At 40.6% G+C, this 25,502-nt stretch carries 23 protein-coding genes; 15 read left to right on the forward strand and 8 right to left on the reverse strand.

The features are described from left to right. From Sdiek1_RS13685 to Sdiek1_RS13740, 11 genes are all read left to right on the forward strand, one after another. Positions 1–3,075: a multidrug efflux RND transporter permease subunit gene (locus Sdiek1_RS13685; RefSeq protein ID WP_087439610.1), complete on the forward strand. Its 3,075-nt coding sequence runs from the start codon at positions 1–3 to the stop codon at positions 3,073–3,075. Positions 3,076–3,081: 6 nt separating this feature from the next. Continuing rightward, positions 3,082–4,485, forward strand: coding sequence for an efflux transporter outer membrane subunit (locus tag Sdiek1_RS13690; RefSeq protein ID WP_087439611.1), 1,404 nt, complete (start codon positions 3,082–3,084; stop codon positions 4,483–4,485). A gap of 141 nt (positions 4,486–4,626) precedes the next feature. Continuing rightward, positions 4,627–5,007, forward strand: coding sequence for a GtrA family protein (locus Sdiek1_RS13695; RefSeq protein WP_088437512.1), 381 nt, complete (start codon positions 4,627–4,629; stop codon positions 5,005–5,007). Further along, positions 5,004–5,951 (forward strand): glycosyltransferase family 2 protein, encoded by a 948-nt coding sequence (locus Sdiek1_RS13700; RefSeq protein ID WP_087439613.1) that lies wholly within the window; start codon positions 5,004–5,006, stop codon positions 5,949–5,951. Before Sdiek1_RS13695 ends, Sdiek1_RS13700 begins: the two co-directional genes overlap by 4 nt. Next, positions 5,935–6,840, forward strand: coding sequence for a carbohydrate deacetylase (locus Sdiek1_RS13705; RefSeq protein ID WP_087439614.1), 906 nt, complete (start codon positions 5,935–5,937; stop codon positions 6,838–6,840). Before Sdiek1_RS13700 ends, Sdiek1_RS13705 begins: the two co-directional genes overlap by 17 nt. Then, positions 6,824–8,095 (forward strand): ArnT family glycosyltransferase, encoded by a 1,272-nt coding sequence (locus Sdiek1_RS13710; RefSeq protein ID WP_087439615.1) that lies wholly within the window; start codon positions 6,824–6,826, stop codon positions 8,093–8,095. The genes Sdiek1_RS13705 and Sdiek1_RS13710 overlap by 17 nt, the downstream gene beginning before the upstream one ends. Continuing rightward, positions 8,088–8,285, forward strand: coding sequence for a hypothetical protein (locus tag Sdiek1_RS13715; protein ID WP_087439616.1), 198 nt, complete (start codon positions 8,088–8,090; stop codon positions 8,283–8,285). Before Sdiek1_RS13710 ends, Sdiek1_RS13715 begins: the two co-directional genes overlap by 8 nt. A 451-nt stretch (positions 8,286–8,736) precedes the next feature. After that, positions 8,737–8,907 (forward strand): phosphatase PAP2 family protein, encoded by a 171-nt coding sequence (locus Sdiek1_RS15630; protein WP_087439618.1) that lies wholly within the window; start codon positions 8,737–8,739, stop codon positions 8,905–8,907. 86 nt (positions 8,908–8,993) lie between these two features. Then, on the forward strand, positions 8,994–9,482 hold the full coding sequence (locus Sdiek1_RS13730) for a nucleoside 2-deoxyribosyltransferase (RefSeq protein WP_087439619.1): 489 nt from the start codon (positions 8,994–8,996) through the stop codon (positions 9,480–9,482). A gap of 125 nt (positions 9,483–9,607) precedes the next feature. Next, a complete protein-coding gene (locus Sdiek1_RS13735) occupies positions 9,608–11,104 on the forward strand; it encodes an aldehyde dehydrogenase family protein (protein WP_087439620.1) in 1,497 nt (498 codons plus the stop codon). Positions 11,105–11,158: 54 nt separating this feature from the next. After that, positions 11,159–11,536, forward strand: a complete 378-nt coding sequence (locus tag Sdiek1_RS13740; protein WP_087439621.1) for a DUF779 domain-containing protein — start codon at positions 11,159–11,161, stop codon at positions 11,534–11,536. A gap of 19 nt (positions 11,537–11,555) precedes the next feature. On the opposite strand, the gene Sdiek1_RS13745 is transcribed toward Sdiek1_RS13740, so the two are convergent. Further along, positions 11,556–11,990, reverse strand: coding sequence for a hypothetical protein (locus tag Sdiek1_RS13745; protein WP_087439622.1), 435 nt, complete (start codon positions 11,988–11,990; stop codon positions 11,556–11,558). A 147-nt stretch (positions 11,991–12,137) separates the two neighbouring features. Here Sdiek1_RS13745 and Sdiek1_RS13750 point away from each other — a divergent pair, with 147 nt between their 5' ends. Both Sdiek1_RS13750 and Sdiek1_RS13755 read left to right on the forward strand, forming a co-directional pair. Further along, complete coding sequence (locus Sdiek1_RS13750; RefSeq protein WP_087439623.1) at positions 12,138–13,058, forward strand: phosphoglycerate dehydrogenase; 921 nt, start codon at positions 12,138–12,140, stop codon at positions 13,056–13,058. A gap of 63 nt (positions 13,059–13,121) precedes the next feature. Then, positions 13,122–14,384: a hypothetical protein gene (locus Sdiek1_RS13755; RefSeq protein WP_087439624.1), complete on the forward strand. Its 1,263-nt coding sequence runs from the start codon at positions 13,122–13,124 to the stop codon at positions 14,382–14,384. 3 nt (positions 14,385–14,387) lie between these two features. On the opposite strand, the gene Sdiek1_RS13760 is transcribed toward Sdiek1_RS13755, so the two are convergent. Then, positions 14,388–14,609: an SHOCT domain-containing protein gene (locus Sdiek1_RS13760; RefSeq protein WP_087439625.1), complete on the reverse strand. Its 222-nt coding sequence runs from the start codon at positions 14,607–14,609 to the stop codon at positions 14,388–14,390. 151 nt (positions 14,610–14,760) lie between these two features. Here Sdiek1_RS13760 and Sdiek1_RS13765 point away from each other — a divergent pair, with 151 nt between their 5' ends. Further along, positions 14,761–15,603 carry a nickel/cobalt efflux transporter gene (locus tag Sdiek1_RS13765; protein WP_087439626.1) on the forward strand — a complete coding sequence of 281 codons (843 nt, stop codon included), beginning with the start codon at positions 14,761–14,763 and terminating at the stop codon, positions 15,601–15,603. A 185-nt stretch (positions 15,604–15,788) separates the two neighbouring features. Continuing rightward, on the forward strand, positions 15,789–17,423 hold the full coding sequence (locus Sdiek1_RS15520; RefSeq protein WP_087439627.1) for a methyl-accepting chemotaxis protein: 1,635 nt from the start codon (positions 15,789–15,791) through the stop codon (positions 17,421–17,423). Between the two features lie 22 nt (positions 17,424–17,445). Here the strand turns inward: Sdiek1_RS15520 and Sdiek1_RS13775 are convergent, their stop codons facing one another. The 6 genes from Sdiek1_RS13775 to Sdiek1_RS13795 all read right to left on the reverse strand — a co-directional run bounded on the left by Sdiek1_RS13775 (position 17,446) and on the right by Sdiek1_RS13795 (position 25,306). Beyond that, positions 17,446–19,434 carry a helix-hairpin-helix domain-containing protein gene (locus Sdiek1_RS13775; RefSeq protein ID WP_369688471.1) on the reverse strand — a complete coding sequence of 663 codons (1,989 nt, stop codon included), beginning with the start codon at positions 19,432–19,434 and terminating at the stop codon, positions 17,446–17,448. Beyond that, positions 19,367–19,525, reverse strand: coding sequence for a Tex-like N-terminal domain-containing protein (locus Sdiek1_RS15635; protein WP_369688509.1), 159 nt, complete (start codon positions 19,523–19,525; stop codon positions 19,367–19,369). Before Sdiek1_RS15635 ends, Sdiek1_RS13775 begins: the two co-directional genes overlap by 68 nt. A gap of 213 nt (positions 19,526–19,738) precedes the next feature. After that, complete coding sequence (locus tag Sdiek1_RS13780) at positions 19,739–20,374, reverse strand: putative bifunctional diguanylate cyclase/phosphodiesterase (protein WP_087439628.1); 636 nt, start codon at positions 20,372–20,374, stop codon at positions 19,739–19,741. A gap of 6 nt (positions 20,375–20,380) precedes the next feature. Continuing rightward, positions 20,381–21,637: a sensor domain-containing diguanylate cyclase gene (locus tag Sdiek1_RS13785; protein WP_087439629.1), complete on the reverse strand. Its 1,257-nt coding sequence runs from the start codon at positions 21,635–21,637 to the stop codon at positions 20,381–20,383. Then, positions 21,621–24,188 carry a CheR family methyltransferase gene (locus Sdiek1_RS13790; protein ID WP_087439916.1) on the reverse strand — a complete coding sequence of 856 codons (2,568 nt, stop codon included), beginning with the start codon at positions 24,186–24,188 and terminating at the stop codon, positions 21,621–21,623. The genes Sdiek1_RS13785 and Sdiek1_RS13790 overlap by 17 nt, the downstream gene beginning before the upstream one ends. 560 nt (positions 24,189–24,748) lie before the next feature. After that, complete coding sequence (locus Sdiek1_RS13795) at positions 24,749–25,306, reverse strand: hypothetical protein (RefSeq protein ID WP_087439630.1); 558 nt, start codon at positions 25,304–25,306, stop codon at positions 24,749–24,751. Positions 25,307–25,502 lie beyond the last annotated feature (196 nt).

Genomic DNA, 25,502 nt, shown 5'->3' on the forward strand with positions numbered 1-25,502 from the left:
ATGCATCTTAGTGCTCCTTTCATCGCAAGACATGTCGCAACAACACTGTTAACCATCGGTATTGTTCTAGCGGGTGCTCTTGCGTTTGGATTACTGCCTGTCTCTCCCTTACCGCAAGTCGCATTTCCTACGATTTCCATCTCTGCCTCTTTGCCAGGTGCGAGTCCTGAGACGATGGCAGCAACGGTGGCAACGCCTTTGGAGCGTAGTCTTGGACGCATCGCTGGGGTAACGGAGATGACCTCTTCAAGCTCCATGGGCTCAACGCGTGTCACCTTGCAATTTGATTTAGATCGTAACATTGATGGGGCTGCACGCGATGTTCAAGCAGCGATTAATGCCTCTTTATCGCTCTTGCCCACAGGTATGCTCAGCAATCCTACCTACCGAAAAGTAAACCCTGCCGACGCTCCCATACTGATCCTGTCCATGACATCCGATACCCTCACACAAGCACAAATGTACGATGCGGCTTCAACGATTTTAGCGCAAAAGCTTTCACAAATTGACGGCATCGGGCAAGTCATTGTAGGTGGGAGCTCTCTGCCAGCGGTAAGGGTTGAAGTCAATCCCTCAAGCCTCAATCATTACGGCATTAGTTTTGAAACACTCCGTACAAGCATTAGTGCAACCAATGCCAATCGACCCAAGGGCAGTGTAGAAGACAATGAGCACCATTGGCAAATAGGAGCGAATGATCAAGCTAAAAAAGCGGCTGATTATAGGCCTCTTATCGTCTCGTATCACAATGGAGCGCCCATTTTGCTCAAAGATGTCGCAACCGTTGTTGATTCAAACCAAGATTTGCACAATGCGGGCTCTGCCAATGGCAAGCCTTCGGTCTTACTCATCTTATTTCGTCAACCTAATGCCAATATCATCCAAACCGTCGATGCGGTTATTAGTACACTACCATTACTCTCTTCATCCATTCCTCAAGGGATTGATTTAAAGATTGCCATGGATAGAACGCCGACCATTCGCGCATCACTTCATGAAGTCGAGCGAACGCTCATTATCTCTCTTTTGCTTGTAATTGCCGTCGTCTTTTTATTTTTGCGCAATTGGCGTGCGGCGCTAATCCCCAGTGTCGCTGTGCCTGCTTCCCTGATAGGAACGTTTGCCATCATGTATTTGCTTGGTTACAGCCTTGATAACCTCTCATTGATGGCATTAACCATCGCAACAGGATTTGTTGTGGACGATGCTATCGTTGTGTTGGAAAATATCTCCAAAAAGATGGAACAAGGGATGAGTGCTTTTGAAGCTGCTCTTGTGGGTAGTAAAGAGGTTGGCTTTACTGTTTTATCGATGAGCTTATCATTGATTGCGGTCTTTTTACCTATTTTGCTGATGGGAGGTATTATAGGACGATTATTTCGAGAATTTGCGATTGTGCTCTCCATTGCCATTATTATTTCACTGATTATTTCGCTTACGACAACACCGATGATGTGCGCCTATTTACTCAAACCTCCTGTGAAAAAACAAGGTCGGTTATCGGATCTCAACGAAAAAGTATTTACTAAAATTCTCAAAGCGTACGAGCGCTCTTTAGCATGGGCGATTCGTCATTCTAAGTTGATGCTCGCCCTCTTTTTTACCACCATTGGCATCACCATTGCTTTATACATCATCATCCCTAAAGGGTTTTTCCCCCAACAAGATACAGGACGTATTATGGGAAGTATTCAAGGGGATCAATCTATCTCGTTTCAAGCCATGTCCCAAAAACTCAATACATTTGTCTCCATTGTAAAAGCCGATCCTGCCATTGAAAATGTCATTGCGTACACAGGAGGTCAACAGGCCAATAGTGGGCGAATGTTTATTAGTCTCAAGCCTCTCTCAGAGCGTAAAATTTCGGCGGATAAGGTCATCGCTAGACTCAGAGGAAAACTCGCACATGTTCCGGGCGCTAATCTCTTTTTAGTTCCCGTACAAGATATTCGTATCGGCGGAAGGCAATCGAATGCGCAATACGAATACACCCTGCAATCGGATGACTTGAGCACCTTGCGCGAGTGGGAACCAGTGATTCGCAAAACATTTATGCAACTGCCTCAAATTATTGATGTGAGCAGTGACCAAGAGATCAAAGGTTCGCAAACGAAGCTGGTGATCAACAGAGATGCAGCTTCAAGACTAGGCATTACGGCCAGTATGATCGATGCCGTTTTAAACGACTCCTTTGGACAACGCACGATCTCTACCATCTATAACCCTCTCAACCAATACCGTGTGGTGTTAGAAGTCGATCCACAATTTTCACAGTACCCCAATGCTTTAGATTCGGTCTATATCATTACCAGTGATGGCTCGCAAGTGCCCTTATCAGCATTCAGCCATTATGAGCCTGCCCTCACCTCTTTGGGAGTCAATCACCAAGGACAATTTGCCGCAGCAACACTCTCGTTTAACCTTCCTGTTGGTGTTTCGCTCTCCCAAGCCTCCGAAGCCATCACTTCTGCGGTTGAAAAATTGAATTTACCCGTTTCCATCCATGGAAGTTTTCAAGGGAGTGCCAATGCCTTTAAAGCGTCACTTCAGAGCCAACCGCTGTTAATCTTAGCCGCCATTTTAACGGTGTACATTGTCCTTGGTATTTTGTATGAGAGTTATATTCACCCGCTTACCATTCTTTCAACACTGCCTTCCGCAGGTGTGGGCGCTCTACTCGCATTAATGGCATTTCGCACGGAATTTAATATCATCGCGCTTATTGGTGTCATTTTACTCATCGGTATCGTCAAGAAAAATGCCATTATGATGATCGACTTTGCGATTGCGGCTCAAAGAAATGAAGGGTTACCCGCGATGGATGCCATACAAAAAGCCTGTAGTTTACGTTTTAGACCTATTATGATGACAACAATGGCGGCACTTTTAGGGGCTATTCCTCTTGCCATAGGATTTGGTGATGGTGCAGAATTACGCCAAGGTCTTGGTATTTCAATCGTTGGTGGGTTAATCTTGAGTCAGCTTTTAACGCTGTACACAACACCCGTCATTTATCTGTACGGTGAAAAAATGCGTTCAAAATTTTCCAAAACACCTCAATCTATAAAAGGTTAATTGCTTATGAGATACTCTATTTTATCAATACTCCTTGTTACCAATGCATTCTTTGTGGGTTGTGCCCAACAAAATACACCGTCTGTACCCACGACTGTGACGATTCCGCAAGCCTATCATGAAGAAGGAAATTGGAAAAAAGCAACGCCTAATGATAATGCTGTTCGAGGCGCGTGGTGGGAGATGTATCACGATGCTGAACTGAACACCTTAATGGAAGCATTATCGCGCTTCAATCCATCCATCAGCAAATACGAAGCCTTGTACAAACAAGCTTTGGCTGTTGTTGAGTCTTCACAAGCATCCCTCTTTCCAACCCTTAGTGTGGGAGCAGACATATCTCGGTCACAAACCTCTGCTGGTGTCAATTCAACCAATAAACAAAAACGCTCAACGGATTATAAACTCCCCCTTCAAGCTTCATGGACACCTGATATTTGGGGCGATACACGCCATTTGGTGGACGCTTATTCACTCAGTGCGGAAGCGAGCTTGAACGATTTGGAAGCCGCAAAACTTTCAGCGCAGACACTTTTGGCACAAAATTATTTTCAGTTGAGAAATGTGGATGTACAAGAAGCCTTTTTACACCAAACGCTGGAAGCCTATGAAAAGTCCCTTAAAATTACACAAAATCAATACAATGCGGGTATCGTCACCAAAAAAGATGTCATCACCGCTCAAGCTCAAATGAAAAGTGTTGAAGCACAAAAAATTGACTTACACGCACAAAGACAACAGTTAGAACATGCGATTGCCGCATTAATTGGTAAAACACCTTCGGAATTTTCAATACAAGCCAATCCCAAACTACCGATCGTTCTGCCCGATATTCCCTATTCTTTGCCTTCGGAACTCTTGGAGCGACGACCTGACATCGCTGCGGCGGAACGAAGGATGAAGCAAACCAATATTCAAGTGGGTATTGCTCAAGATGCATGGTTTCCCACCTTCAATCTGACCGCTTCAAGTGGCTACGAAAGTAACGTGCTCTCTTCGTTGATTTCCAAACCAAACCTTATCTGGGCTGTGGGAGGAGCGCTTTCAGAGACCATTTTTGACGCAGGGCTGAGAGAAGCCAATTTGAAACAGATACAAAGTACATATGAAGCCAATATTGCGACCTATCGCCAAAGTGTCTTAACCGCTTTCCAACAAGTTGAAGATGCCCTTGCCACCCTTGAAACACTCTCAAGAGAAGTGAAAGTACAACAAGAAGCTGTTGATTTAGCGCAACAAGTATTTGACTTTAACATGTACCAATATCGACAAGGCATTGTAAACTACACAAGCGTTGTTGTGGCACAAACATCGCTTTTAAACAACCAAATCACTGTTCTTAACCTTCAAAACAGACAAGTGCTTGCAACAATTTCATTGATCTCTGCCTTAGGGGGTAATTTTCAATAATATATTAAAAAGTATTCATTTTGAATTCATCTAAATCTTCTACTATATCATCAAAGATTTTTGTTAAGAAGAACGTGACAATAACCCACTAACGTTTAGGTTAAGATCAATTTTTTGAGTATGATTTTTAGGGAGTCTGATGTGGATTGGAAACAGCTTAAACGTTTTGTTATGAGTGGTGGTGGGGCTACACTTCTTCATCTCTCCAGCATGACTTTGTTAGTCTGGTTAGGTGTCAATGCCATTTTTGCAACCGCTTTTGGAATGGTGTTAGGGGCTGTGGTTAACTACATTTTCCAATATTATTATACGTTCGATTCCAATACCAAACACCACACATCGATTTTCAAATATTGTCTGAGTGTCGCCATATCGTTTGCAAGCAATATGCTTCTTTTTACACTCTTCTATACGCTCTTACATTTTAATGCTCTTGTATCACAGCTCATGACGTCAGCTCTCGTGGCAATACAAAATTATTGCATCTACAAAAAATTTGTTTTTCTTAGGAATAGACAATGAAACTTCCATTGGTCAGCATTGTCATCTCTTTATACAATGAAGAGGGCAATCTTGTTAAATTGTTTCAAGAACTTTTCAAAGTAGAAACGGCACTTAAAGACGTGGTTACATTTGAATACATGTGTGTCAACGATGGCAGTACCGATGCAACACTTAAAACGCTCCAAACATTAACTTCAACCTATCCCAATATCAACATTTATAACTTGTATCGAAACTTTGGACATGAAGTGGCAATGAGCGCTGGTATGGATAATGCGCAAGGAGCTTGTGTTGTTTTCATGGATGGCGATTTACAACATCCTCCTTATTTGGTGGAAGAGATGATACGTTCATGGCTCAATGGTCATCAAGTCGTCTTAACTAAGAAAATCAGCAATGATGTCGAGAAATCTTACATGTATACTATTTTTTCAAAAACGTTCTATTGGGTGCTTGATAAGCTCTCCGATATTAAAATTCCCAAAAACTATCCCGATTTTAGGCTACTCAGTCGTAAACATATTGATACGCTTAAAACTATGAATGAAAACGACAGGATGTTTAGAGGGTTGCTCAATTATATTGGGTACGCAAACTGTAAAGTCCTTGAATTTGAAGTTCCAAAACGTTTTTCGGGACACACCAAATACAATTTTAAAAAATCGTTTGGACTAGCGATTGATAGTATCATGCAATTTTCCATTAAGCCGTTGCGCTTTGCCATCTATATCGGCGTGCTGACCGCTTTTATCTCAACGATGTTAGGAGCATATACTTTTTTTGATTATATGCTTTTTGATGTTAAGCGTACCGGCTATGCAACAACGTTGATTGTGACTATTTTTATGAATTCAATTCAACTCGTTGTTTTGGGAATTATTGGCGAGTACATTGGGAAAATTCATCTTGAAGTGAAAAAAAGACCCCTTTATTTTGGAGAATTAGTTGAACATCATCATTAATGCCGACGATTTTGCCAATTCTATGGCGATGAGTGAAACAATCTGTCGCTGTTTTGATGAAGGTATGCTCACATCCACCAGCATGATGATCAACACTCCCTATGTTGAGGATGCGTTAGAAAAATTACGTCAAAGACCTTCTTTGAGAACCTCTTTGCATCTGAATATTGCTGAAGGAAAACCGCTTTCAGATATTAAAAAGATAGCCTATTTAGTCGATGAAAAAGGGCTTTTTTGTAAACGCTATGAAACAATACTCATCAATTACTATTTTGGGAATCTAACCCAAAAGAAAATCATCAAAGCAGCGATCAAAGCTGAATATACTGCTCAAATCACACACTATGCAACGCTACTAAAAACACCAACGATTCATCTTGACTCCCATCAGCACTATCATACGATACCCTTTATCAGCGATATACTGATCGAATTGTCTCAGGAATTACCCTACCAAGTGACATATGTACGTGTGCCCAAAGAACCTTTTTTCTTTGAAGTTTCTTCTTTACGTGATCTGAAAAATTATTGCGGACTTAATCTCATTAAACATTTTTTGCTCAATCTATTTTCGAATCAGTTAGCGCGAAAACTTCATGAACACCACATTACATGTAATGCCTCTTTTATTGGCGTTCTGTTTACAGGAAACATGACGCTCTCTTCCATTCAACAAGCGCTGCAAAAATGTCATCAAGAGGGTTTGATTGAGATTTTGCTGCATCCTGGCTTTTTAGCAGAATCTGAAGCTAAGGTATGGACAGAATCGCCTTTTAAAACATTTTATGCTCATCCTCATCGCAAAGAGGAGATGGAAATTTTACTAAGCCCTACGTTTAAATCATTGATACAAAGCATCACAGGGAATCATTATGCAAAACACATTTAAAAACCTTATTCTGGCGTTATTTTCTCTTATAGGTGCTCGTCTTATTGTCATGTATTATTTTCCTTTAACGGACAGTACCGAAGCACGCTATGCCAATACCGCCCTCATGATGGCAAAACTGAACGATTGGATTAGCCCTTATTATGATTATGGTGTTCCATTTTGGGGAAAACCACCTTTGTCATTTTGGGCAGAAGCACTCTCCTACAAGCTTTTAGGCATCAGCGATTTTGCACCACGCCTGCCCTCCTTGTTAATAAGTTTAGCAACCGCTTGGTTGATGTATCACCTTGTCAAAACATTAACAAACGCAAAGAGTGCTTTGTGGTCCGTTGTCATCTATTTTGGCATGCTCCTTTCCTTCCAACTCAGTGGTGCTGTATTAACTGATCCGTTTTTGAGTTTTAGCACAACCTTATCCTTGGTTGCCTTTATGATGTTTACCCTTACAGGAAAGTGTTCTTGGGGGTATCTTTTTTTTTATTGGCCTAGGATTGGGACTTCTTGCCAAAGGTCCTTTGGCAGTGGTTATTGTAGGTGGCATTCTATTTTATGGATGTTACCTTCCGTTAAAACGCGTTTTAGGCTGTTGAAACCACTTCCGTGGATGAAAGGTACGCTTTTAATGTTAATCATTAGCGTCCCTTGGTATATTATTGCTGAAATGAAGACACCTGGATTTTTGAATTATTTTATCATTGGAGAACATTTTGGTCGCTTTTTAGATTCAGGATGGCATGGTGATAAATATGGCTATGTGCATAAAAATCCACACGGTGCTATTTGGTTGATGTGGTTAGCTGCCTCTTTACCATGGGGTATCAGCGCTTTTTTCTTTGGTTATCAAAGCCTTTATCAGCACACTAAACGAGAGATGTTTTTAAAACTATTCAAAGATCCTATTATGTGTTTACTAGTGATTTGGGCACTCTTTTTAATCCTGTTTTTTACGTTGGCGAGTAATGTCATTTGGACCTATGTCTTGCCATCACTCCCTGCCTTTGCTATTCTTCTTGCCCTGTTGTTAAATCAAAATGAGGGTAGTTTGATTCAAAACTATCCTAAAATGATTGCTTTTAACATCTGGTTTGTGCCTGTTGTATCATTGATTGGGTTGGTTATTGTCTTATGGTTTCCCACCCTTGTGATGAGCGAAAAATACCTTATTGAGTTTTATCACCATCACGCTTCTTCACAAGAACCTATTTACTTTTTTAGAAAAGAAATCCTTTTCTTCTATGTATTATATGAATGAACCCATTCAAACAACCTCTCTTGAAGCGTTTAATGATCTCAATCTCTCTAATGAATCGCATTATTTTGTCGTTGTGAACAAAGGAGATGAAAAACATATCACCCATCAAGCAGACTTGCATAAACTTTATAGCAGTAAGAGTTATGTTCTCTATGAAGGGAAAAGCGCTTCTTCAAATATAGAAAAATAGAGAACTTAACATAACAAAAATATGAATGAAAGTGAGTGATTCAGTACGATGATTTCAAATTTGGAAACAATAAATTTAATATGGTTTCAGAGTATAAACGCTTCTGCAAATGCCTCTGAATTGATTGTTGGTATTGCAAAATTTTTTGCGCAGTATCTGTTATATGCTCTCCCTATTTTTTTCATACTTCTTTGGCTCTTTGGGAATGAGGCTCAAAAAGAAATGGTTCTAAAATCAATTTTTGTCATTATAATTTCCCTTTGCATTGGGCAACTCATAAGCATACTCTTTCCACATTCAAGACCTTTCATGATGGGGGTTGGAAGAACATTGATTTATCACGCTTCAAACGCTTCATTCCCCAGCCATCATATGATATTTTTTAGTGCTGTATTCATCAGTATTTTTTTGGCAAAAGAGTATAAACTAAGCATGATTTTTTTTTATTTTAATGCTTCTTGTTGCATGGTCTAGAATTTATTTGGGTGTACATTTCCCTTTTGATATGATTGGAGCATTTTTAATATCGTTATGCGTTTCACTGTTGTTTGAGCCTATTTGGGTACATATAAGAGATGTTATCATAGATTTTTTGATAAGATTCAAGCTCATCCAAAAGTAATATTAAAGACTAGAATAAGCTTTGCGCGTTCTTAACATGTTAAAATTCAAAATGATTGAACCTTTTTCACGCTAAAGGAAATTCTGATGCAAAAAATTTATCTTGCAGGTCCTGAAGTCTTTTTACCCAATGCTCTTGAAATGGGTAAAGCGCATAAACGTCTGTGTCAACATTATGGTTATGAAGGACTTTTTCCACTTGATAACACCATTTCAGGGAATAATCCCAAGGAGATAGCAGAAGCGATTCGGCAGGCTAATCAAGCAATGATACGCATGTGTGACATCGTCATCGCCAATCTCTCTCCATTTCGTGGTCCAGAACCCGACAGTGGCACGGTTTGGGAAGTAGGTTACGCACAAGGGTTAGGTAAAAATGTGGTGGCGTATTCGACGGACATGCGAACGCTCAAAGATAAAACGCAATCCATTCTTCATTTAGGGGATGCCCCCTGTGATGCTTTGGGTATGTCAATTGAAGATTTTGGACTAACTCACAATCTCATGTTTTCACCTATCGTCATTGCAAATAGCTTTGAAGCTTCTCTTCAGTACCTTGCACTAAATCACTTATAGATATTTAATCCAACCTAAAAAAATAGTTAGTTGCCACTTTGTCTTTGTTGTTAAAGCTAGCTGCTATAGAGTTACTCAAGAGATAATTATTATCTTTTAATTCTATTATTAATAAAGGTGCAAAAATGGCATATTCAAGACCTACATATAAACCTCGTTATGAGAACTTTATCGGCGGCGAGTGGGTTGCTCCACTTAGCGGTGAATATTTCGACAATCTTTCCCCTGTTGATGGCGAATTTTTAACTAAAATCCCTCGCTCCTCTGAAGCAGATGTTGATGCAGCAGTTGCAGCTGGCGTTAAAGCGTTTGAAACCTATAAACATACCTCCGTTATTGAACGAAGCACATTACTTAACAAAATTGCTGACGCTATCGAAGCCAATTTAGAAGCTCTTGCTATTGCAGAAACACTCGACAATGGTAAAGCGATTCGTGAAACTCTCAATGCAGACGTTCCTTTAGTTGTGGATCACTTTAGATATTTCGCTTCTGTTATTCGAGCAGAATCAGGAACCGTTTCAGATTTGGATGAAAACACAATTTCCCAAGAAATTCATGAACCACTCGGTGTTGTTGCGCAAATCATTCCATGGAACTTCCCACTCTTGATGGCAGCATGGAAAATCGCTCCTGCTATTGCTGCTGGTAATTGCGTTGTTTTGAAACCAGCAAGTGCGACACCAATGTCTATTTTAATTTTGATGGAAACCATTCAAAATATATTGCCAAAAGGCGTTGTTAACATTATCAATGGTGCAGGTGGAAAGATTGGTAAACACCTTGCAACGCATCCTGACATCAAAAAAGTAGGCTTTACCGGTGAAACGACGACAGGTCAGCTTATCATGCAATACGCTACTGAAAACATCATCCCTTCGACATTGGAACTCGGTGGTAAATCGCCTAACGTTTTCTTTGAATCTATCATGGCAAAAGACGATGAATTTTTTGACAAAGCGATTGAAGGACTTGTTTTATTTGCCTTTAATAGTGGTGAAGTCTGCACATGCCCATCACGTGCCCTCATCCAAGAGTCTATTTATGAGCCGTTTATGAAACGTGTTTTAGAGCGTGTAAAAGCAATCACTCAAGAAAATCCTCTTGATCCAGCAACTAAAATGGGAGCACAAGCTTCTGTCAATCAAAAAGAGAAAATCTTAGATTACATCCGCATTGGTAAAGAAGAAGGTGCAGAGTGCCTCATCGGTGGTGCAGAATACAAAAACAAAACCTTCCCAAAAGGAAATTACATTCAACCTACTATCTTCAAAGGTCACAACAAAATGCGTATCTTCCAAGAAGAGATTTTTGGACCCGTACTATGTGTCACAACCTTTAAAGATGAAGCGGAAGCACTTGCCATTGCCAATGACACAATTTATGGTCTAGGCTCAGGCGTTTGGTCAAGGGATGCGCATCAACTTCATAGCATGTCACGCGGCATTGAAGCGGGACGTGTATGGGTAAACTGCTACCATCTCTACCCATCTCATGCCTCTTTTGGTGGTTATAAAAAATCAGGTATCGGACGTGAAACACACATGATGATGCTTAACGCTTATAGACACACCAAAAATATCTTGACATCATTCAATAAAAATAAACTCGGATTTTTCTAAACCGCAAGAACGCATGGGCTTTTACGCCCATGCACTTTTTTTAAAGGAGCCTTCATGACTATTCATCGACTTACTGCAACCTCTGAAGCTCTCAAAGTTATCGAAATGCTTAAAAATGAATATGGCGAACTCGTTTTCAACCAAAGTGGTGGCTGTTGCGATGGCACAGCACCGATGTGTTATGAAAAAAAAGACTTTCATGTTCCCTCACGCAATATTAAAATGGGCGAAGTCGGAGGATGTGAGTTTTTTATCGATAAAGACCAATTCGAATACTTTCGTTATTCTCAAATTGTCCTAGATGTGAAAGAAGAAAAAGCCGCTTTTGGAAACTCCTTTTCATTGGAAATTGATGAAGGGTATCAGTTTATTACACGTTCGCGTATCTTTAGTGATGAAGAAAACAAACTTTTAGCAGAACAAGAGAAGTGAAATTCACTTCTCTTACATGTTAGAGTTTATCTTTAAAATCAATAGCCGTAACATTGAGATTATTAAGTGTAATGATGGTGATTTGATCCTCTTTTTTAGGAAAATACGCCACATCTTTTTCATTTTCTAAAAGTCCAATAGCATAAGAATATTTTTTAAATTTTGGTAGCATAAACATACTCATCACCATGCTAGGAACTGCTGTTGCATCCATCAAATAAAGTGCACTGTTCTCGCTTAAATAGTTTGGATTTGCTTCCAAAAAGCTCTTTAACAGATCCCCTTGAGCTTTAGTATATGCGATGATAATCTGCTTGGTTTGAGGTGTAATGTCCACCGTTTTTTCAAACTGGTCTTTAATAACAGGTGCTTGTATTGTCGTACCCTCTTTCAGCGTATCGGCAAAGAGTCCAAACGGTAGAAGAAGCATTACTGCAAAAAAAAGTTGTTTCATAGAGTTCCTTTATTGATAATAATTATCTGATTGTATCTTTTCAAAGTAAATAGCAGATTAACAAAAATTGATCAATCTTCTCAATAAAGTTTCTCAAAAGCATGCTATACTTTTTAAAAAGATGTTTTACATGTAAAAGGAAATTTCATGAAAATTGCTGTTATCACACCCCTCTTTTCTCGCTCATCCGAACTCATGAATGAACTTACATTTCATTTTCCAGATGTTAAAAACAACGCCGACAACAGACTGAAAACCAAAAAAGATATCATCGCTTTTTTGCAAGACATGGATGGTGCCATTGTTGGTCGTGAAGAGATAGACGATGAGATATTAAGCGCTTGTCCAAAACTCACAATACTCTCCCGTTATGGTGTAGGACTGGACAATTTAGATCTTGATACAATGAAAAAAAGAGGTGTCAAACTCGGTTGGAGTGGTGGAACAAACAGTAACTCAGTTGCAGAAATTACTTTGAGTCTCATGCTCTCGCTCATTCGAAACTTACATATAGCCACAACACTTCTTAAACAGCATGTTTGGAAAGTTAACGGAGGCAGCGAGCTTACAGGAAAGACTATTGGCCTTTTTGGCTTTGGCAACATTGCAAAGCGTGTCATAGAGCTTTTAGCCCCTTTTCACTGTACCATTTTGGTCTTTAATCGTACTCAAGATGAAGCAGAAGCCCAAAAATATGGCATTACCTTTGCCAGTAAAGAACGCATCTTAGAAGAAGCAGACATCATCTCCATTCATCTGCCACTTACATCGGAGAGTAAAAATCTCTTCTCAACAGCCGAATTTAAAGCGATGAAAAAGAGTGCGTTTATTATCAACACAGCCCGTGGCGGTATCATCGATGAAGAAGCCCTCAAAGTGGCACTCAAAGGTGGTGAAATTGCAGGCGCTGGCCTGGAAGCCTTTTTGGCTGAACCAACACAAGATTGGGAACTGATCGATCTACCTAATCTTGTCTGCACTCCCCATCTTGGAGGTAACTCAAAAGAGAGTATCTTGGCAATGGGATATAGTTGTATTGAACATCTTAAAGCCCATTTTGCACATTAAATGTCACCAAAATTTTATTATTTTCAGGTACAATGAAACCGATTTTACACAGATAGGGAAGTTATGGAAGAGTCATCATTTAGTCTTGTTGAAAAAACAATTGAAAAATTTTTTGAAAATTTTGAGCCGAAAGAGTATTTATATCTGGATGTGTTGTACCGTTTTGAAGAAGAAAATATTGAAGAGATTCTTACCAATGCGCGCAGTTGTAAGCTACCCAAAAAATACCATTCATACAAAGACCTTTTACAAGAGCAGATCGCTAAAAAACTCTCGTTAACCAACAATGATCTCTTTTTATATACGGAAAATGTCATTTATGTCAAACGGTTTTTTCAAGTGGAAACCCCTGCAGATGGACCCGATAGAAGAGCATGTGGTATTCCTCCTGAAATGTTACAAGAGTATAAAAAACGTTTTTTCCCGAACGATGAGTACAAAGCACGTATGTTGGAACTGCTCACTTTTGCACTTGATAGTACCTTGAATATTAAAAAAATAAATCCGTCTGAATTTCGTGCTCTTTTTATCCCAGTCTTTGTTAACATCTCCGATATTGTTGTAATTGAGTCCAGCGAACTTGAAGATTTGCGGGAAATTCGAGGACTAAGCTACTTTTTACTGCGTGAGATGTTTGAAAAAATGATGCTTAGCATCGCTGAAATTATTTTATTTCACTTTTCAAATCAAGAGAAAAAAGCCATTGAATTTTTAAGTCACTATGGTATTCATGAGACCATCGACGCCAAAGGCAATCATTACAAACCAAACCCTATTTTAGACGAAAGCAATCGTGCATGGAATATGACAACCATTCGCTCTACAATGATTCAGCACAAAAAATCCAAACAAACACTTTACGATAAAACGAAAACGATATTATCGCTATTAAAAAAGAAACTCAACACTTACCGAAATGAACACAAAGAGCTTACAAAACACCTTTATAAAGAACATAAGGAATTTGAGAAAGTTGAAGAGAAGCTAGATCATATCCATCAAACACTTGATAGACTTGAATATACCGATGCTAAAGAGGTAAAATTTTTAGAAAATGGCGAAGAAAAGTTGTATGAGCGTAAACCCTTAATCACACATCTTTTCAAAAGTGAAGACCTACTGCTAAACCAAAAAGCCCAGCTTCATAAATCCACCAAAGAGCTCGAACTTGCTCTTTCAAATAAACAAAAAGAGATTTACGTATGGGAGAAGAAACTGGCAGAAAGCGAAAGCGCCCTTAAAAATCTTGAATCACATGGACACCCCATAGATTCACAGTATGAGAGAATTCAGCGAGCACTGGCTAAAACTCTCTCACAGAGATAATACTTAAGCGTTAAGCTTCTCTTTGATCTTCTCAAAAGCCTCTTCGTCAATCTCACCACGGGCAAAACGCTTACGGGCGATTTCTAACGCTTCGTCTTCCTTTTCATGATGATGACACGATGCTCTACCGCCTCGCATCACCATAAAAAACACTAAAAGTATTATGGGAAATATAATCATCCACGGCATAAAAAACCCATGTCCCATCCATTCATATCCATACATTGTGACTCCTTTGAATCAGATTACACTATTGTAACCCTTTTGTGTGAACAGCATGTTAATTAAAAGAATTTAGCTAAAATAGCGCTACTTTTAAGATAGGAACTTTCGATGCCTCAACATTTTGTTCACATATATTCCAGGACTATCGCACATGACTGATATCGCCTCAATCCTTCAAAACAGTTCAGGTAACGCATGGCTTTTTCTACCTAGCGCTATTCTTCTTGGTGCCCTGCATGGCTTAGAACCAGGTCACTCCAAAACGATGATGGCGGCGTTTATTATCGCGATTAAAGGAACGGTGAAACAGTCTATCATGCTCGGACTTGCTGCGACACTTTCACATACTGCGGTAGTTTGGGCTATCGCGCTTTTGGGTATGCATTTTGGTGCTCGCTTTGCAACCGAAGCAGTAGAGCCGTATCTTGAAATTGTTTCAGGTTGTATCATGACGTTTATCGCACTTTGGACGCTTTGGCAAACACGAAAAAATGAACGTGCCTGCTTCACCACACATGAACATGACGACCATCATCATTCGCATGACCACGATGAGCACCATCATCACGAGCACCACCACAGCACAGAAGAGATCATCTTTGAAGAACTTGGAAGTTGCAGTGATCCCCATGAACTCGCACACGCCAAAGATATTAAAAAGCGCTTTTCAAACAAAGAGGTTACCAACGGACAGATTTTGCTTTTTGGACTAACGGGCGGACTTATCCCCTGCCCTGCGTCGATCACGGTGCTTCTCATCTGTCTACAACTCAAACAGTTTACACTCGGTGTTGCGCTTGTGTTAGCCTTTAGCATTGGTCTTGCACTTACGTTGGTAACATCAGGTGTCATCGCCGCGTTGAGTATGCGCCATCTCTCAAAAAGATGGAATGGCTTTGGGGAATTTGCCAAAAAAGCGCCTTATTTCTCAGGCGGCCTTATTTTGCTTGTGGGCTTGTATATTGGGTATCAAGGCTTGCACCATTTTTTCTAAGGGATCTTTACATGTAAAGTATTTCATGTCGAGTTATTTACTTGATTAATAAATAGGCAAATAGCGTTTTTATTCACATCAAAATATTTCAAAATTGATTATTTATTAATCAGCCAAGGATGACCTAGCATTTATTTCTCCTGTAAAATACGGCGTAGCATTTGAAATTTTACAAAGGATCTTTAATGTTTAAGTCCATCACCATAAAACTGCGGCTTTGGGGTATTGCAATTGTCTTTATCTCAGGCTCATTTTTATTTGCATTTTTTGCCTATACAACCATTCATGAAGTTAAAATCAATGGTAAACTTTACAATGAAATTATCCTCGCCAAAGATTTGGTTGCTGATATCCTACCACCACCTGAATATATTATTGAAACGCGTCTGGTTAGCTTAGAGATGTTACGCACCGAGAACAGCGCTGAACTTGCCACTTTTATCGCAAAAATCAAAACATTAAAGCAAGAATACGAAGAAAGACATGCCTTTTGGGTCAAAAACCTTCACCATGAGAAAATAAAACCGTTGATGGTTGAAAAAGCATATGCTCCAGCGATGCGCTATTTCACACTTTTGGAGACAGAGTTTATCCCTGCTGTGCAAGCAGGAGACTTCAAACAAGCATCTCTCTTAGCCTCTGGAAAACTGAAAGATGCCTATGTAGAACATCGAAATATTGTTGATCAAATTGTTGTATTAGCCAATGAATATGCCAGTGCCAATGAAACCAATGCCAGTGATCTTTTGCGCAATGAAAGTATCATGCTTAGTTTTATATTCGCGTTTATCTTTCTTGCGACCATTACTTTAATTTATCTCTCCATTAAAGTTATTTTGCACCGTATTAAAGCCATTTCCTTCTTAGCTCAAGAGTTCCAACAAGGCAACCTTCTTTACCAAGTGACCTTAGATGGAAACGATGAAATTTCAAATGCTACCGACAATTTTAACCATTCCATTGCCAAAATGCAGAGCATTATGCACAATGTCAAAGAGGCTTCTGAAAAAAATGCCCTCACGGCTGCAGAGCTGAGTCAAACGTCCCATACCATTGGCATGCATATTGAAGATAATGCCAAAGAGATCAATCTCAATCAAGTAGAATTACTCAAACTTGAAGAGGTCATAGAAGCAACAACAGAGCAATCCGTCATGATGGTTCAAGAGATTGATAATGCGAACACCATGTTGCAAGAAGCAAAAACTAAAATCAGTCGCATGGAAGCGGACATCCAACAAAGTTCAGAATCCGAAAATGCCCTTGCTGGCGACTTAGAGAGGCTTTCACAAGAGACGGAACAAGTACAATCCATCTTAACCATGATTAGCGATATTGCCGATCAAACCAATCTTTTAGCGCTCAATGCCGCCATCGAAGCGGCGCGCGCGGGTGAACATGGGCGTGGATTTGCCGTGGTAGCCGATGAAGTACGAAAACTCGCAGAACGAACCCAAAAAAGCTTACTGGAAATCAACGCGACCATTCAGGTCATCGTCCAGTCGATCAATAGCGTCAGCGAAAAGATGAGCGTCAATGCTCGTTTTATTCAAGAGAGCTCAGAATCTTCTAAAACGGTTCAAAAGGTCATTACCTTAACAGTCGATACGATGTCAAAAGCGAAAGCCAAAGTCGAAGTCACTGCCAATAATTCTACACAGATCAAACTTGGCATCCACAATATCTTAGCACTCTTTGAAAAGATCAATACTTCTGCTGCCTCAAATGTTGTAAGCATCGAACAGATCGCTGCAACTTCGCATGATCTTGATGCCATGAGTGAAGCACTCAACGCTCAACTCAAACAGTTTAAAGCCTAAAAAACGAAATGGAGCTACCGACCTACGGTAGCTCTTTAAGACTAAGACTCACTTTGCCTTTTTCTTTATCCACTTCAAGGACGCGAATACGTGTGAGTTGTTGGTTGATGCTGAGCACTTCCAAAGGATGAGCGATGCGTTTGTCGCTCATTTGCGAGATATGAATGAGTCCGTCGTTTTTAAGCCCAATGTCCACAAATGCCCCAAAATCAGCAATGTTTCGTACCACACCTGAGACGATAGAACCCTCACTCAGCTCGCTGATGTCGGTCAAATCCGAGCGAAAGGCAATCGGCGGCAAGCTCTCTCTAGGGTCAAACCCTGGTTTTAAAAGCTCGGCAATGATGTCTTGAAGCGTTGCTTCGCCAATGCCCTGCTCTTTGGCTAAAGCGATAATCTGTTCTTTGGAAAGTGTTGCCAAATCAGCACGCGCCAAAAGCTTTTGTGCAATGGCATAACTCTCAGGGTGAACGCCTGTGTTATCAAGAACACTTTTCCCCTCACGAATACGAAAAAACCCCGCACACTGCTCGTACGCTTTCGCCCCTAAACCTTTTACATGTAAAAGTTCAGACTTACATGTAAACGCCCCTTTACTCTCACGGTGCTCGACTATGGCTTTGGCAAGTTTCGCGCCAACGCCTGCCACGTAGGAGAGTAGTGAAATCGAAGCGCTGTTAGGATCAACCCCGATGCGATTTACCAAATCTTCGATCACTTCATTCAGTTTCTTCTCGAGCTGTTTTTGATCGACATCGTGTTGGTACTGACCAATGCCAAGCGATTTTGGGTCGATCTTGACGAGTGCTGCCATCGGGTCACGTAGACGTTGCGCGATGGAGATCGCTCCCCTGATCGTCACGTCAAGGTTCGGGTACTCTTCGGTGGCAATTTTCGACGCGGAGTAGATCGAAGCCCCTGCTTCGGAAACGACGGTATAGGCAAGATTCAATCCCTCTTCACAATTCAGGCGCGCGAAAAATTCTTGGCTTTCGCGCGAACCCGTACCGTTGCCAATCGCCACGGCGGTGATGTGGTACTTTTGTGTAAACTCTTTAATAACTTTGGCAGATTTTTCATAGTCACTTTGGGGTGGTGTCGGGTAGATAACAGCATGCGTCAGGTATGTGCCATGCTCATCCACGACGGCGAGTTTACACCCAGTGCGATATGCGGGGTCAACGCCCAAAATCACGCGCTTGGTAACGGGTGGTGTGTTGAGCAGTTGCGAGAGATTTTTACCAAACGTCGCAATCGCTTGTGTATCGGCTTTCTCTTTGATAAGTGCGTGAATTTCGCGCTCTAACGAAGGAAAGAGAAGCCTTTTAAACCCGTCAAAATAGGCTTCCAAAAGATAGCTTTTCGAGCTTTTGGCGTTACGAGGAATGCGGTAACGCTCTATCGCACTCTCCACCCTTTCCATGTCATGCAATATCTTTACATGTAACTCTTTTTCCGCAACACCTCGCATCATCGCAAGGTAACGATGCGAAGGAATGGAGGCGATTTTCTCGGCTTTGCCTGCGAGCTTGGCGTAAAGTCCATCAGGCTTGAGCGTTTTAGTAGCTTTGATCTCAAATGAAGCGTAGTCATGCAGTTGCGCTCTCCAATACTCACGCTCTTTCGCATCATCACTGTAACGCTCCGCGATGATGTCCTGCGCCCCTATGATTGCTTCTTTCACGCTTTTAACCGTGTCATTCACAAAACTCTGCGCCCTCTTTTCAAACGCTTCGAGTTCTAACTCTGCCCTCTCCAAAACATCCGCCAATGGTGTAAGCCCTGCCGCAATAGCCAACGCCGCACGGGTATTTTTCTTCTCTTTGTACGGTCTGTAAATGTCTTCCAACTCTTGAAGTGTTTGCGCTTTTTCCACCGCTTTTTTTACCTCATCGCTTAACTGGGCTTTTTCAGCGATGAGGCGTAAAATCTCCTCTTTGCGCTCATGCAGTTTTTTTTGCATACGCATAAATGCTATCAAACTCCCGAAGCTGCTCATCGCTCGCCCCACCTGTCATCTCCTTGCGATACCGTGCGATAAAAGGGATGGTCGAGCCTTCATCTAACAGCTTTAAAATGTTGATAATGTTCTCTTTGGCAATGCCAGTTTTTTTGCACTAAAATGGGAATAAGTGGGTTCATACTTTCTGCTTTCCTAGGTTTTACATGTAAAGATTTTTTGGAGAAGTATTTTAGCGGAAATGAGCCAACAAATTGGACATAGGGTAATTTGTTGGCTTCAATGTTTTGTTATAACTTAGTGCTAATATCATCCATAGTTAAATCCAGTTCCTCTATTAGTCTAAAATATTGGTTTAGGACAGCTTCCCATTTTCATCCAAAAACGCTTCAAGCTCCTCATCTGGTAAAGGACGACTAAACAAATATCCTTGAAAGAATTGGCATCCATTGGCAAGGAGAAACTCTTTTTGTACTTGTGTTTCCACGCCCTCGGCAATAACATTTATCTCCATTCCTTCTCCCATGGCGATGATGGTTCGTGTTACCATCTCATTGTTTTTTTCCCCAGGAATATTATCGATAAAAGATTTGTCGATTTTAAGTTGGCTGAGTGGAAGTTGTGTAAGATAGGAGAGTGATGAATACCCCGTTCCAAAATCATCCATTGAAAACGTCACTCCCAATTTTTTGAGTTCATACATCTTTTCAATGCTACCTACACTATCTTCCAACACAAGGCTTTCGGTTAATTCAAATTTTAGCAGTGCTGGATTGACGCCGCTTTTTTTGAGTACTTCTTCTACTTCAGATACATAGTTTGGCTGTCGAAATTGTCTGGAGCTTACATTGATAGCCATTTTAAATGTTTGTCTGTTTGGGTGTTTTTCCCACTGCTTAAGCTTAGCACATGCGCTCTCGAGTACCCACAGACCAATAGGCAAAATCAATCCTGTATCTTCAGCAAGTGATATAAAACTCAAAGGCGACACAAATCCTCATTTTGGATGGTTCCATCGTATAAGAGCTTCAACACCAGTGCAATGACCCACTTTATCAACTTGGGGTTGATAATAGAGACAAAATTCTTGAAATGCGATAGCAGAATGAAGGTCTGACTCTAAAGTTGTGCGTAGATTTATCGCTTCTTGCATTTTAGGGTCAAAGAAACGGAGTGTATTTCGACCTGCCTCTTTAGCATGGTAAAGCGCAATATCTACATATTTGAACAGTTCTTCAATACTACTGTCTTTTTGAAATAAGGAGATACCTGTACTGATTTTACAATTATATTCAAATCCATTCAAGTCAAAAGGTTTTTCAAATATTTCATATATTTTTCGACCAAATTGCAATGCCATGGCTGCCGCCTCTGTACTTTCCACACTCAGATTGCTTAAGAGGATAATAAACTCATCGCCCCCTTGACGTCCCACTGTATCGCCAAAACGTATATTTGAACGCAAACGATTCGCTATTTCGATGAGGAGCAAATCTCCAACATCATGACCTCTCGTATCGTTAAGTGACTTGAAGTAATCTACATCTATAAAAAGAAGTGCCCCATAAAGTCCACTGCGCGCTACAGCACCGATGGCTTGAACTAAGCGGTCTTGCACTAAACGACGATTGGGTAATTGAGTGAGCACATCATAGTAAGCAAGAGTATAGACGGTGGCTTCAAACTCAATTTGAGCTTCTTTTTGCGAGGAGATGTCACTTAGCATAAGGTGCAATGCCACGACGCCATGCACATCATGCTGAATAGATACATCCAAATGAGCCCAAAATAGCGTACCATCTCCTTTGGCCATCTGCAACTCACAGGGCTCTGTTTTGTGCGTTTTAAGAAGTTTCTGGAGGTATAGATACCACGTATCTTGATTTTCACGAGAAATAAAGGTCTTGATAGACTGTCCCAACAGTTTGCCTCTAGGCAAAACAAGCAATGTTGCCATCGTAAGGTTTGCTTGAAGAATTTTTCCCTCTTCGCTGAGCGTACAATAGCCAATAGGAGCTTGTTCATACAGATCAAAATAGCGTTCTTTTACACTGTAAAGCTCTTCTTTACTCTGTAGCAACTCCTCATTTTGCATCTCAAGTTCGATTTGATGAATACATAATTCTTGAAGAACTTTTTGAATCATTTCAAGAGAGTTTTCTTTTTTTTGTAAATTAACCTTCTTAAAAAAAAGATATTCTGCCTTTTCGCGCAATGTGGGTTGTAACGCTTCTAGATTACTCATTTCTTTCATTGGGATACACCTCTAAGGTAGGATCAAACAAGCGCTCTGTAGTCGCTACTGCATACATTTTACCCGTCTCATCAACCAGTGCCGTTGCGGTAATCCAAACATCTTTTATCGACCCATCTTTGGCGAGGCGTTGTGTAAGATAGGGCGCTAAAATCTCATGACGACTGAGCTGAATAATTTTTTTCAGCGCTTCTTTGCGTGTGGACTCAGGGACATGGTCGTTCATCATTAACGTTAACGCCTCTGTTTCGCTCCAACCGTACATCTGCGTTGCACTTTTATTCCAAGCAAGGATATTTCCTTCTAAATCATGCATAATGATGGCATCATTGGCATCATTCACAATCACCGCCAAACGACGCAGAGCTTTAATCTCCGTGATATCAACAAAACTCACCACCACGCCCTCAACGATATTTTCAAGGGTTCGATAGGGAATGATGTGCATCATATACCACTTATCTGTCGTCGAGCATACTCTTATCTCTGTGGGGATGAGCGTATCCAGTACGCCTTGGGCATCCGCTTGTAAAGTGGTGTAATTAATGAGGTTGGGGACGATATGCCCAATGGGTCTGCCAATATCACCCGTAATAAGATTGATGATGAGCGCACACGAAGGAGTAAAGCGCATCACATTAAGCTTTTTGTCTAAAAAGAGTGTCGCAACACCTGTGCCTGAGAGTAAATTGTTCATGTCATTGTTGGCTTGGGAAAGAGCGATAATTTTTGTTTGAAGTTCGGAATTGACCGTGGAAAGCTCTTCATTGAGCGATTGCATCTCTTCTTTGGAGGTTTCTAGCTCTTCATTGGTTGATTGAAGCTCTTCGTTGATGGATTGTAACTCTTCATTGAGCGATTGCAACTCTTCTATGGCTGTTTCTCCATTTTTCAAAGGAGAACTTTTTGGCGCTAATCCTGCCTCGCTATAAAGATAAAGCTTATCGCCTCCAGCGTTAACAAAGACATTGGCTAAAGGTTGCTTGTTTTGTTCACGCACCAATGGAATGTTAGAGGAAGAAAAGCGTCTGCTTTCCAAAGTAGGAAGAGGCAGAACATGCTCCATCAGCTTTCGTCTTGAATCATCTGGGTTGACAACACAGCGATAGAGTTTTGCTTTTTGGTCGATGACGGAGAAAAGATGTTCAAATTCGCCAACACCCTCAGAATTACCTAAAAAAAGCACGCCGCTAGGATTGAGGGCATACTGAAATAAGGGAATGATTTTTTTCTGCAAAGAGGGATTCATGTAAATCAAAAGATTGCGACAGCAGATGAGATCAAGTTTGGAAAAAGGTGGGTCTCTGGTGATATTTTGTTCAGAAAAGATGACCATATCGCGAATATTTTTATTGATGCGGTATGTTTTACCATCAGACCCTAGCGTGAAATAAGACGCAAGTCGTTTGGGTGAAACATCCTCTGCGATATCCGAAGTATAAAGACCTGAACGCGCGTTTGCAATGGCTCGCTCATCAATGTCGGTCGCAAAGATTTGAATCGCAAAAGAGAGTTTAGATACCTCTTTGTATTCGGCTAAAAGTATTGCCAAAGAATACGCCTCCTCGCCACTCGAACAACCACAAGACCAAGCTCGAAAAGGGTTGCTCATAGACTTGCTCCTTAAAAGTTCAGGAATGATTTTTTCCAATGCTTCAAAGGCGCTTTTGTCACGAAAAAAATGCGTGACGCCTATGAGGACATCTTGAAACAACGCCTCAACTTCATCAGGTGTTGTTTGCAGATAAGTAAGATAATTTTTCAATGACTCAATGCCTACAACATCCATCCTTCTCGCAATGCGGCGATGAATGGTATTGGGTTTGTACTGTGAAAAATCATGCCCTGTTTGTTCACGAAGAAGAATAAAAATATTTTTAAGAACATTTTCATGTTTGAGTGCAAAATCAAAAGGAGCCTCCGTTAAAAGTGTGCCCCATGTAGACTTGATGTAATTCATAAGCACAACACCCATCTCTTCAGGTGGCAGGGTATGATCAACCAGACCCGTCCCTATAGCACTACTTGGCATACCGTCATATTGGGCAGAAGCGATACTTTGCGCCATAACCATACCGCCATTTTCCTTGATACTCAAAATGCCTTTTGTGCCATCGCTTCCTGTACCTGAGAGCACGATACCAATGGCATTTTGGTGTTGGTCTTTGGCTAAAGCATTAAAAAGAAGTTGATGGGGAGGTGTAGACCTTTTTTTTTTGGTGCGATTTAACAGCTCAAATACTCCCTTCATAAGGGCAATATCGTGCGCTGGGGGGATGATGTAAACACAATTGGGTTTTACCACCATGCCGTCCGTTATCTCAAAAACGCTCCTGGGGGTATATTTTCCGATAATCTCGACAAGGCTACTTTCAAAATCAGGAGAGAGATGCTGAATTAATACAAAAGCACAAGGAACAGGTTCCAGTGGCATACGAGAAAAAAAAGCTTCAAATGCCGCTAATCCACCAGCAGAAGCCCCAATACTAACAATGGGAAACGTTTTTGTGTGTGTCTCTTTTGGCAGAGTATGGTTCCCCTTTTGTTGCATCACGGTATCTCCCATGTAAAAATATAAGCATTACCTTAGAGTATACTCCGATATAACCTCTAAAGAGGGAGGTGTTAGGAAATCGTGCGAAATTTCAAAAAACATTTGAGTTTTTATAGGGTTTTGCAGGAATGTACCGCACGGTCTAATTGATTATTCCACGACTATTGAAAACAATGCCCATATCGAAGCTTCCCTCTTGTATGTGCACCTCGTTATCTGTTTTCAATCGCACCAGTGGAAGATGGCACTCCATATTTTGACAATATTACAAAGCCATATGAGGATTTAATCCTTAAAGCCATCTAAATTGCAAGGCGTGAACCTTATTGTGACAAAGTCACTGATGCAGATTTGAGTTCTTCAGAAGGAACAAAAGAAAATCCTGTAATCTTTGTAAGATATATACGAAGTGATGGGTTCACAAGAAATTTTTTTATATCAAAAAATGAAATATTAACTTGGGAAATAGAAAATTAAAAAAGTCTATTTTTTCACTCCCATCATCTTTACATGTAAAGCTAAATTATACTTCACACCAAACCATGAAAACTAAAAAATCATTTCTGAATTGTAGTAGTATCTTGTGCCAAGGGGACTCTTCGTATCACGAAGCCTGTTGGGGTTTTATAGATTTCAAAGACTTGATTAAGTGTGATTTCTTGGTAGACGGAGCTTCCATATTCAATGTCGACAAAGGGGTTCCATCCCAGCAGGGTGAAACGATCTAATAAGGTGTTTTCGCCAAGATCGTACGAGAGGTTTTGATGGCTGTTTTGGTCTTCACTCTTTTTATAACGCCCTTCAAAGCGCTCTAAAACGTAGCGTGAGTCCAGTTTTAAAAGATTGGACCAGTATTTCATTTTCATAAATTTAGCATCGATGCGCCACTGTTCACCATAGATCTTAAAATCTCCAACCACTTTGCCATTTTCGCCATTCAAATGCGCGACATGAAAACCACCGCTATCGTAGGGTTTTGTAAAGTAAACCGTTGCGACGAGTGTCTCTTGCGTGAGGGCGGTATAGGTCCATGAAAACATCACCACCAAAACAGCATTTAATACAAGACTTGCGAGGATCAGCCCAAAAGAGATTCGCATCAAAAATCGTCTCATTTTTTCTCCCTTAGCACGTTTATCTTTCCTCTATCATAACTCAATTATTCCATACAATGCTAAAAATTATGCTCGCTCTGAACCCTATGATAAACTTTTCTACTCGATTTCCAACGAAAAAAGTTTATTGATATCTCTCTTTATTATTTTAATTTTACGTCATAAAATTACTCATAAATTATAAGATGATGTAATA

This window comes from Sulfurospirillum diekertiae, from assembly GCF_002162315.1.
Classification (GTDB): Bacteria; Campylobacterota; Campylobacteria; order Campylobacterales; family Sulfurospirillaceae; genus Sulfurospirillum.

Bases quoted from the DNA above. Each gene is read 5' to 3' on its own strand.
- Sdiek1_RS13745 (WP_087439622.1), bottom strand. From the start codon at position 11,990: ATGAAACAACTTTTTTTTGCAGTAATGCTTCTTCTACCGTTTGGACTC.
- Sdiek1_RS13750 (WP_087439623.1), top strand. From the start codon at position 12,138: ATGAAAATTGCTGTTATCACACCCCTCTTTTCTCGCTCATCCGAACTC.
- Sdiek1_RS13760 (WP_087439625.1), bottom strand. From the start codon at position 14,609: ATGTATGGATATGAATGGATGGGACATGGGTTTTTTATGCCGTGGATG.
- Sdiek1_RS13765 (WP_087439626.1), top strand. From the start codon at position 14,761: ATGACTGATATCGCCTCAATCCTTCAAAACAGTTCAGGTAACGCATGG.
- Sdiek1_RS13715 (WP_087439616.1), top strand. From the start codon at position 8,088: ATGAATGAACCCATTCAAACAACCTCTCTTGAAGCGTTTAATGATCTC.
- Sdiek1_RS13685 (WP_087439610.1), top strand. From the start codon at position 1: ATGCATCTTAGTGCTCCTTTCATCGCAAGACATGTCGCAACAACACTG.
- Sdiek1_RS13790 (WP_087439916.1), bottom strand. From the start codon at position 24,188: ATGCAACAAAAGGGGAACCATACTCTGCCAAAAGAGACACACACAAAA.
- Sdiek1_RS13755 (WP_087439624.1), top strand. From the start codon at position 13,122: ATGGAAGAGTCATCATTTAGTCTTGTTGAAAAAACAATTGAAAAATTT.
- Sdiek1_RS13740 (WP_087439621.1), top strand. From the start codon at position 11,159: ATGACTATTCATCGACTTACTGCAACCTCTGAAGCTCTCAAAGTTATC.
- Sdiek1_RS15630 (WP_087439618.1), top strand. From the start codon at position 8,737: ATGCTTCTTGTTGCATGGTCTAGAATTTATTTGGGTGTACATTTCCCT.
- Sdiek1_RS13700 (WP_087439613.1), top strand. From the start codon at position 5,004: ATGAAACTTCCATTGGTCAGCATTGTCATCTCTTTATACAATGAAGAG.
- Sdiek1_RS13795 (WP_087439630.1), bottom strand. From the start codon at position 25,306: ATGAGACGATTTTTGATGCGAATCTCTTTTGGGCTGATCCTCGCAAGT.
- Sdiek1_RS13735 (WP_087439620.1), top strand. From the start codon at position 9,608: ATGGCATATTCAAGACCTACATATAAACCTCGTTATGAGAACTTTATC.
- Sdiek1_RS13730 (WP_087439619.1), top strand. From the start codon at position 8,994: ATGCAAAAAATTTATCTTGCAGGTCCTGAAGTCTTTTTACCCAATGCT.
- Sdiek1_RS13690 (WP_087439611.1), top strand. From the start codon at position 3,082: ATGAGATACTCTATTTTATCAATACTCCTTGTTACCAATGCATTCTTT.
- Sdiek1_RS13785 (WP_087439629.1), bottom strand. From the start codon at position 21,637: ATGAAAGAAATGAGTAATCTAGAAGCGTTACAACCCACATTGCGCGAA.
- Sdiek1_RS13710 (WP_087439615.1), top strand. From the start codon at position 6,824: ATGCAAAACACATTTAAAAACCTTATTCTGGCGTTATTTTCTCTTATA.
- Sdiek1_RS15520 (WP_087439627.1), top strand. From the start codon at position 15,789: ATGTTTAAGTCCATCACCATAAAACTGCGGCTTTGGGGTATTGCAATT.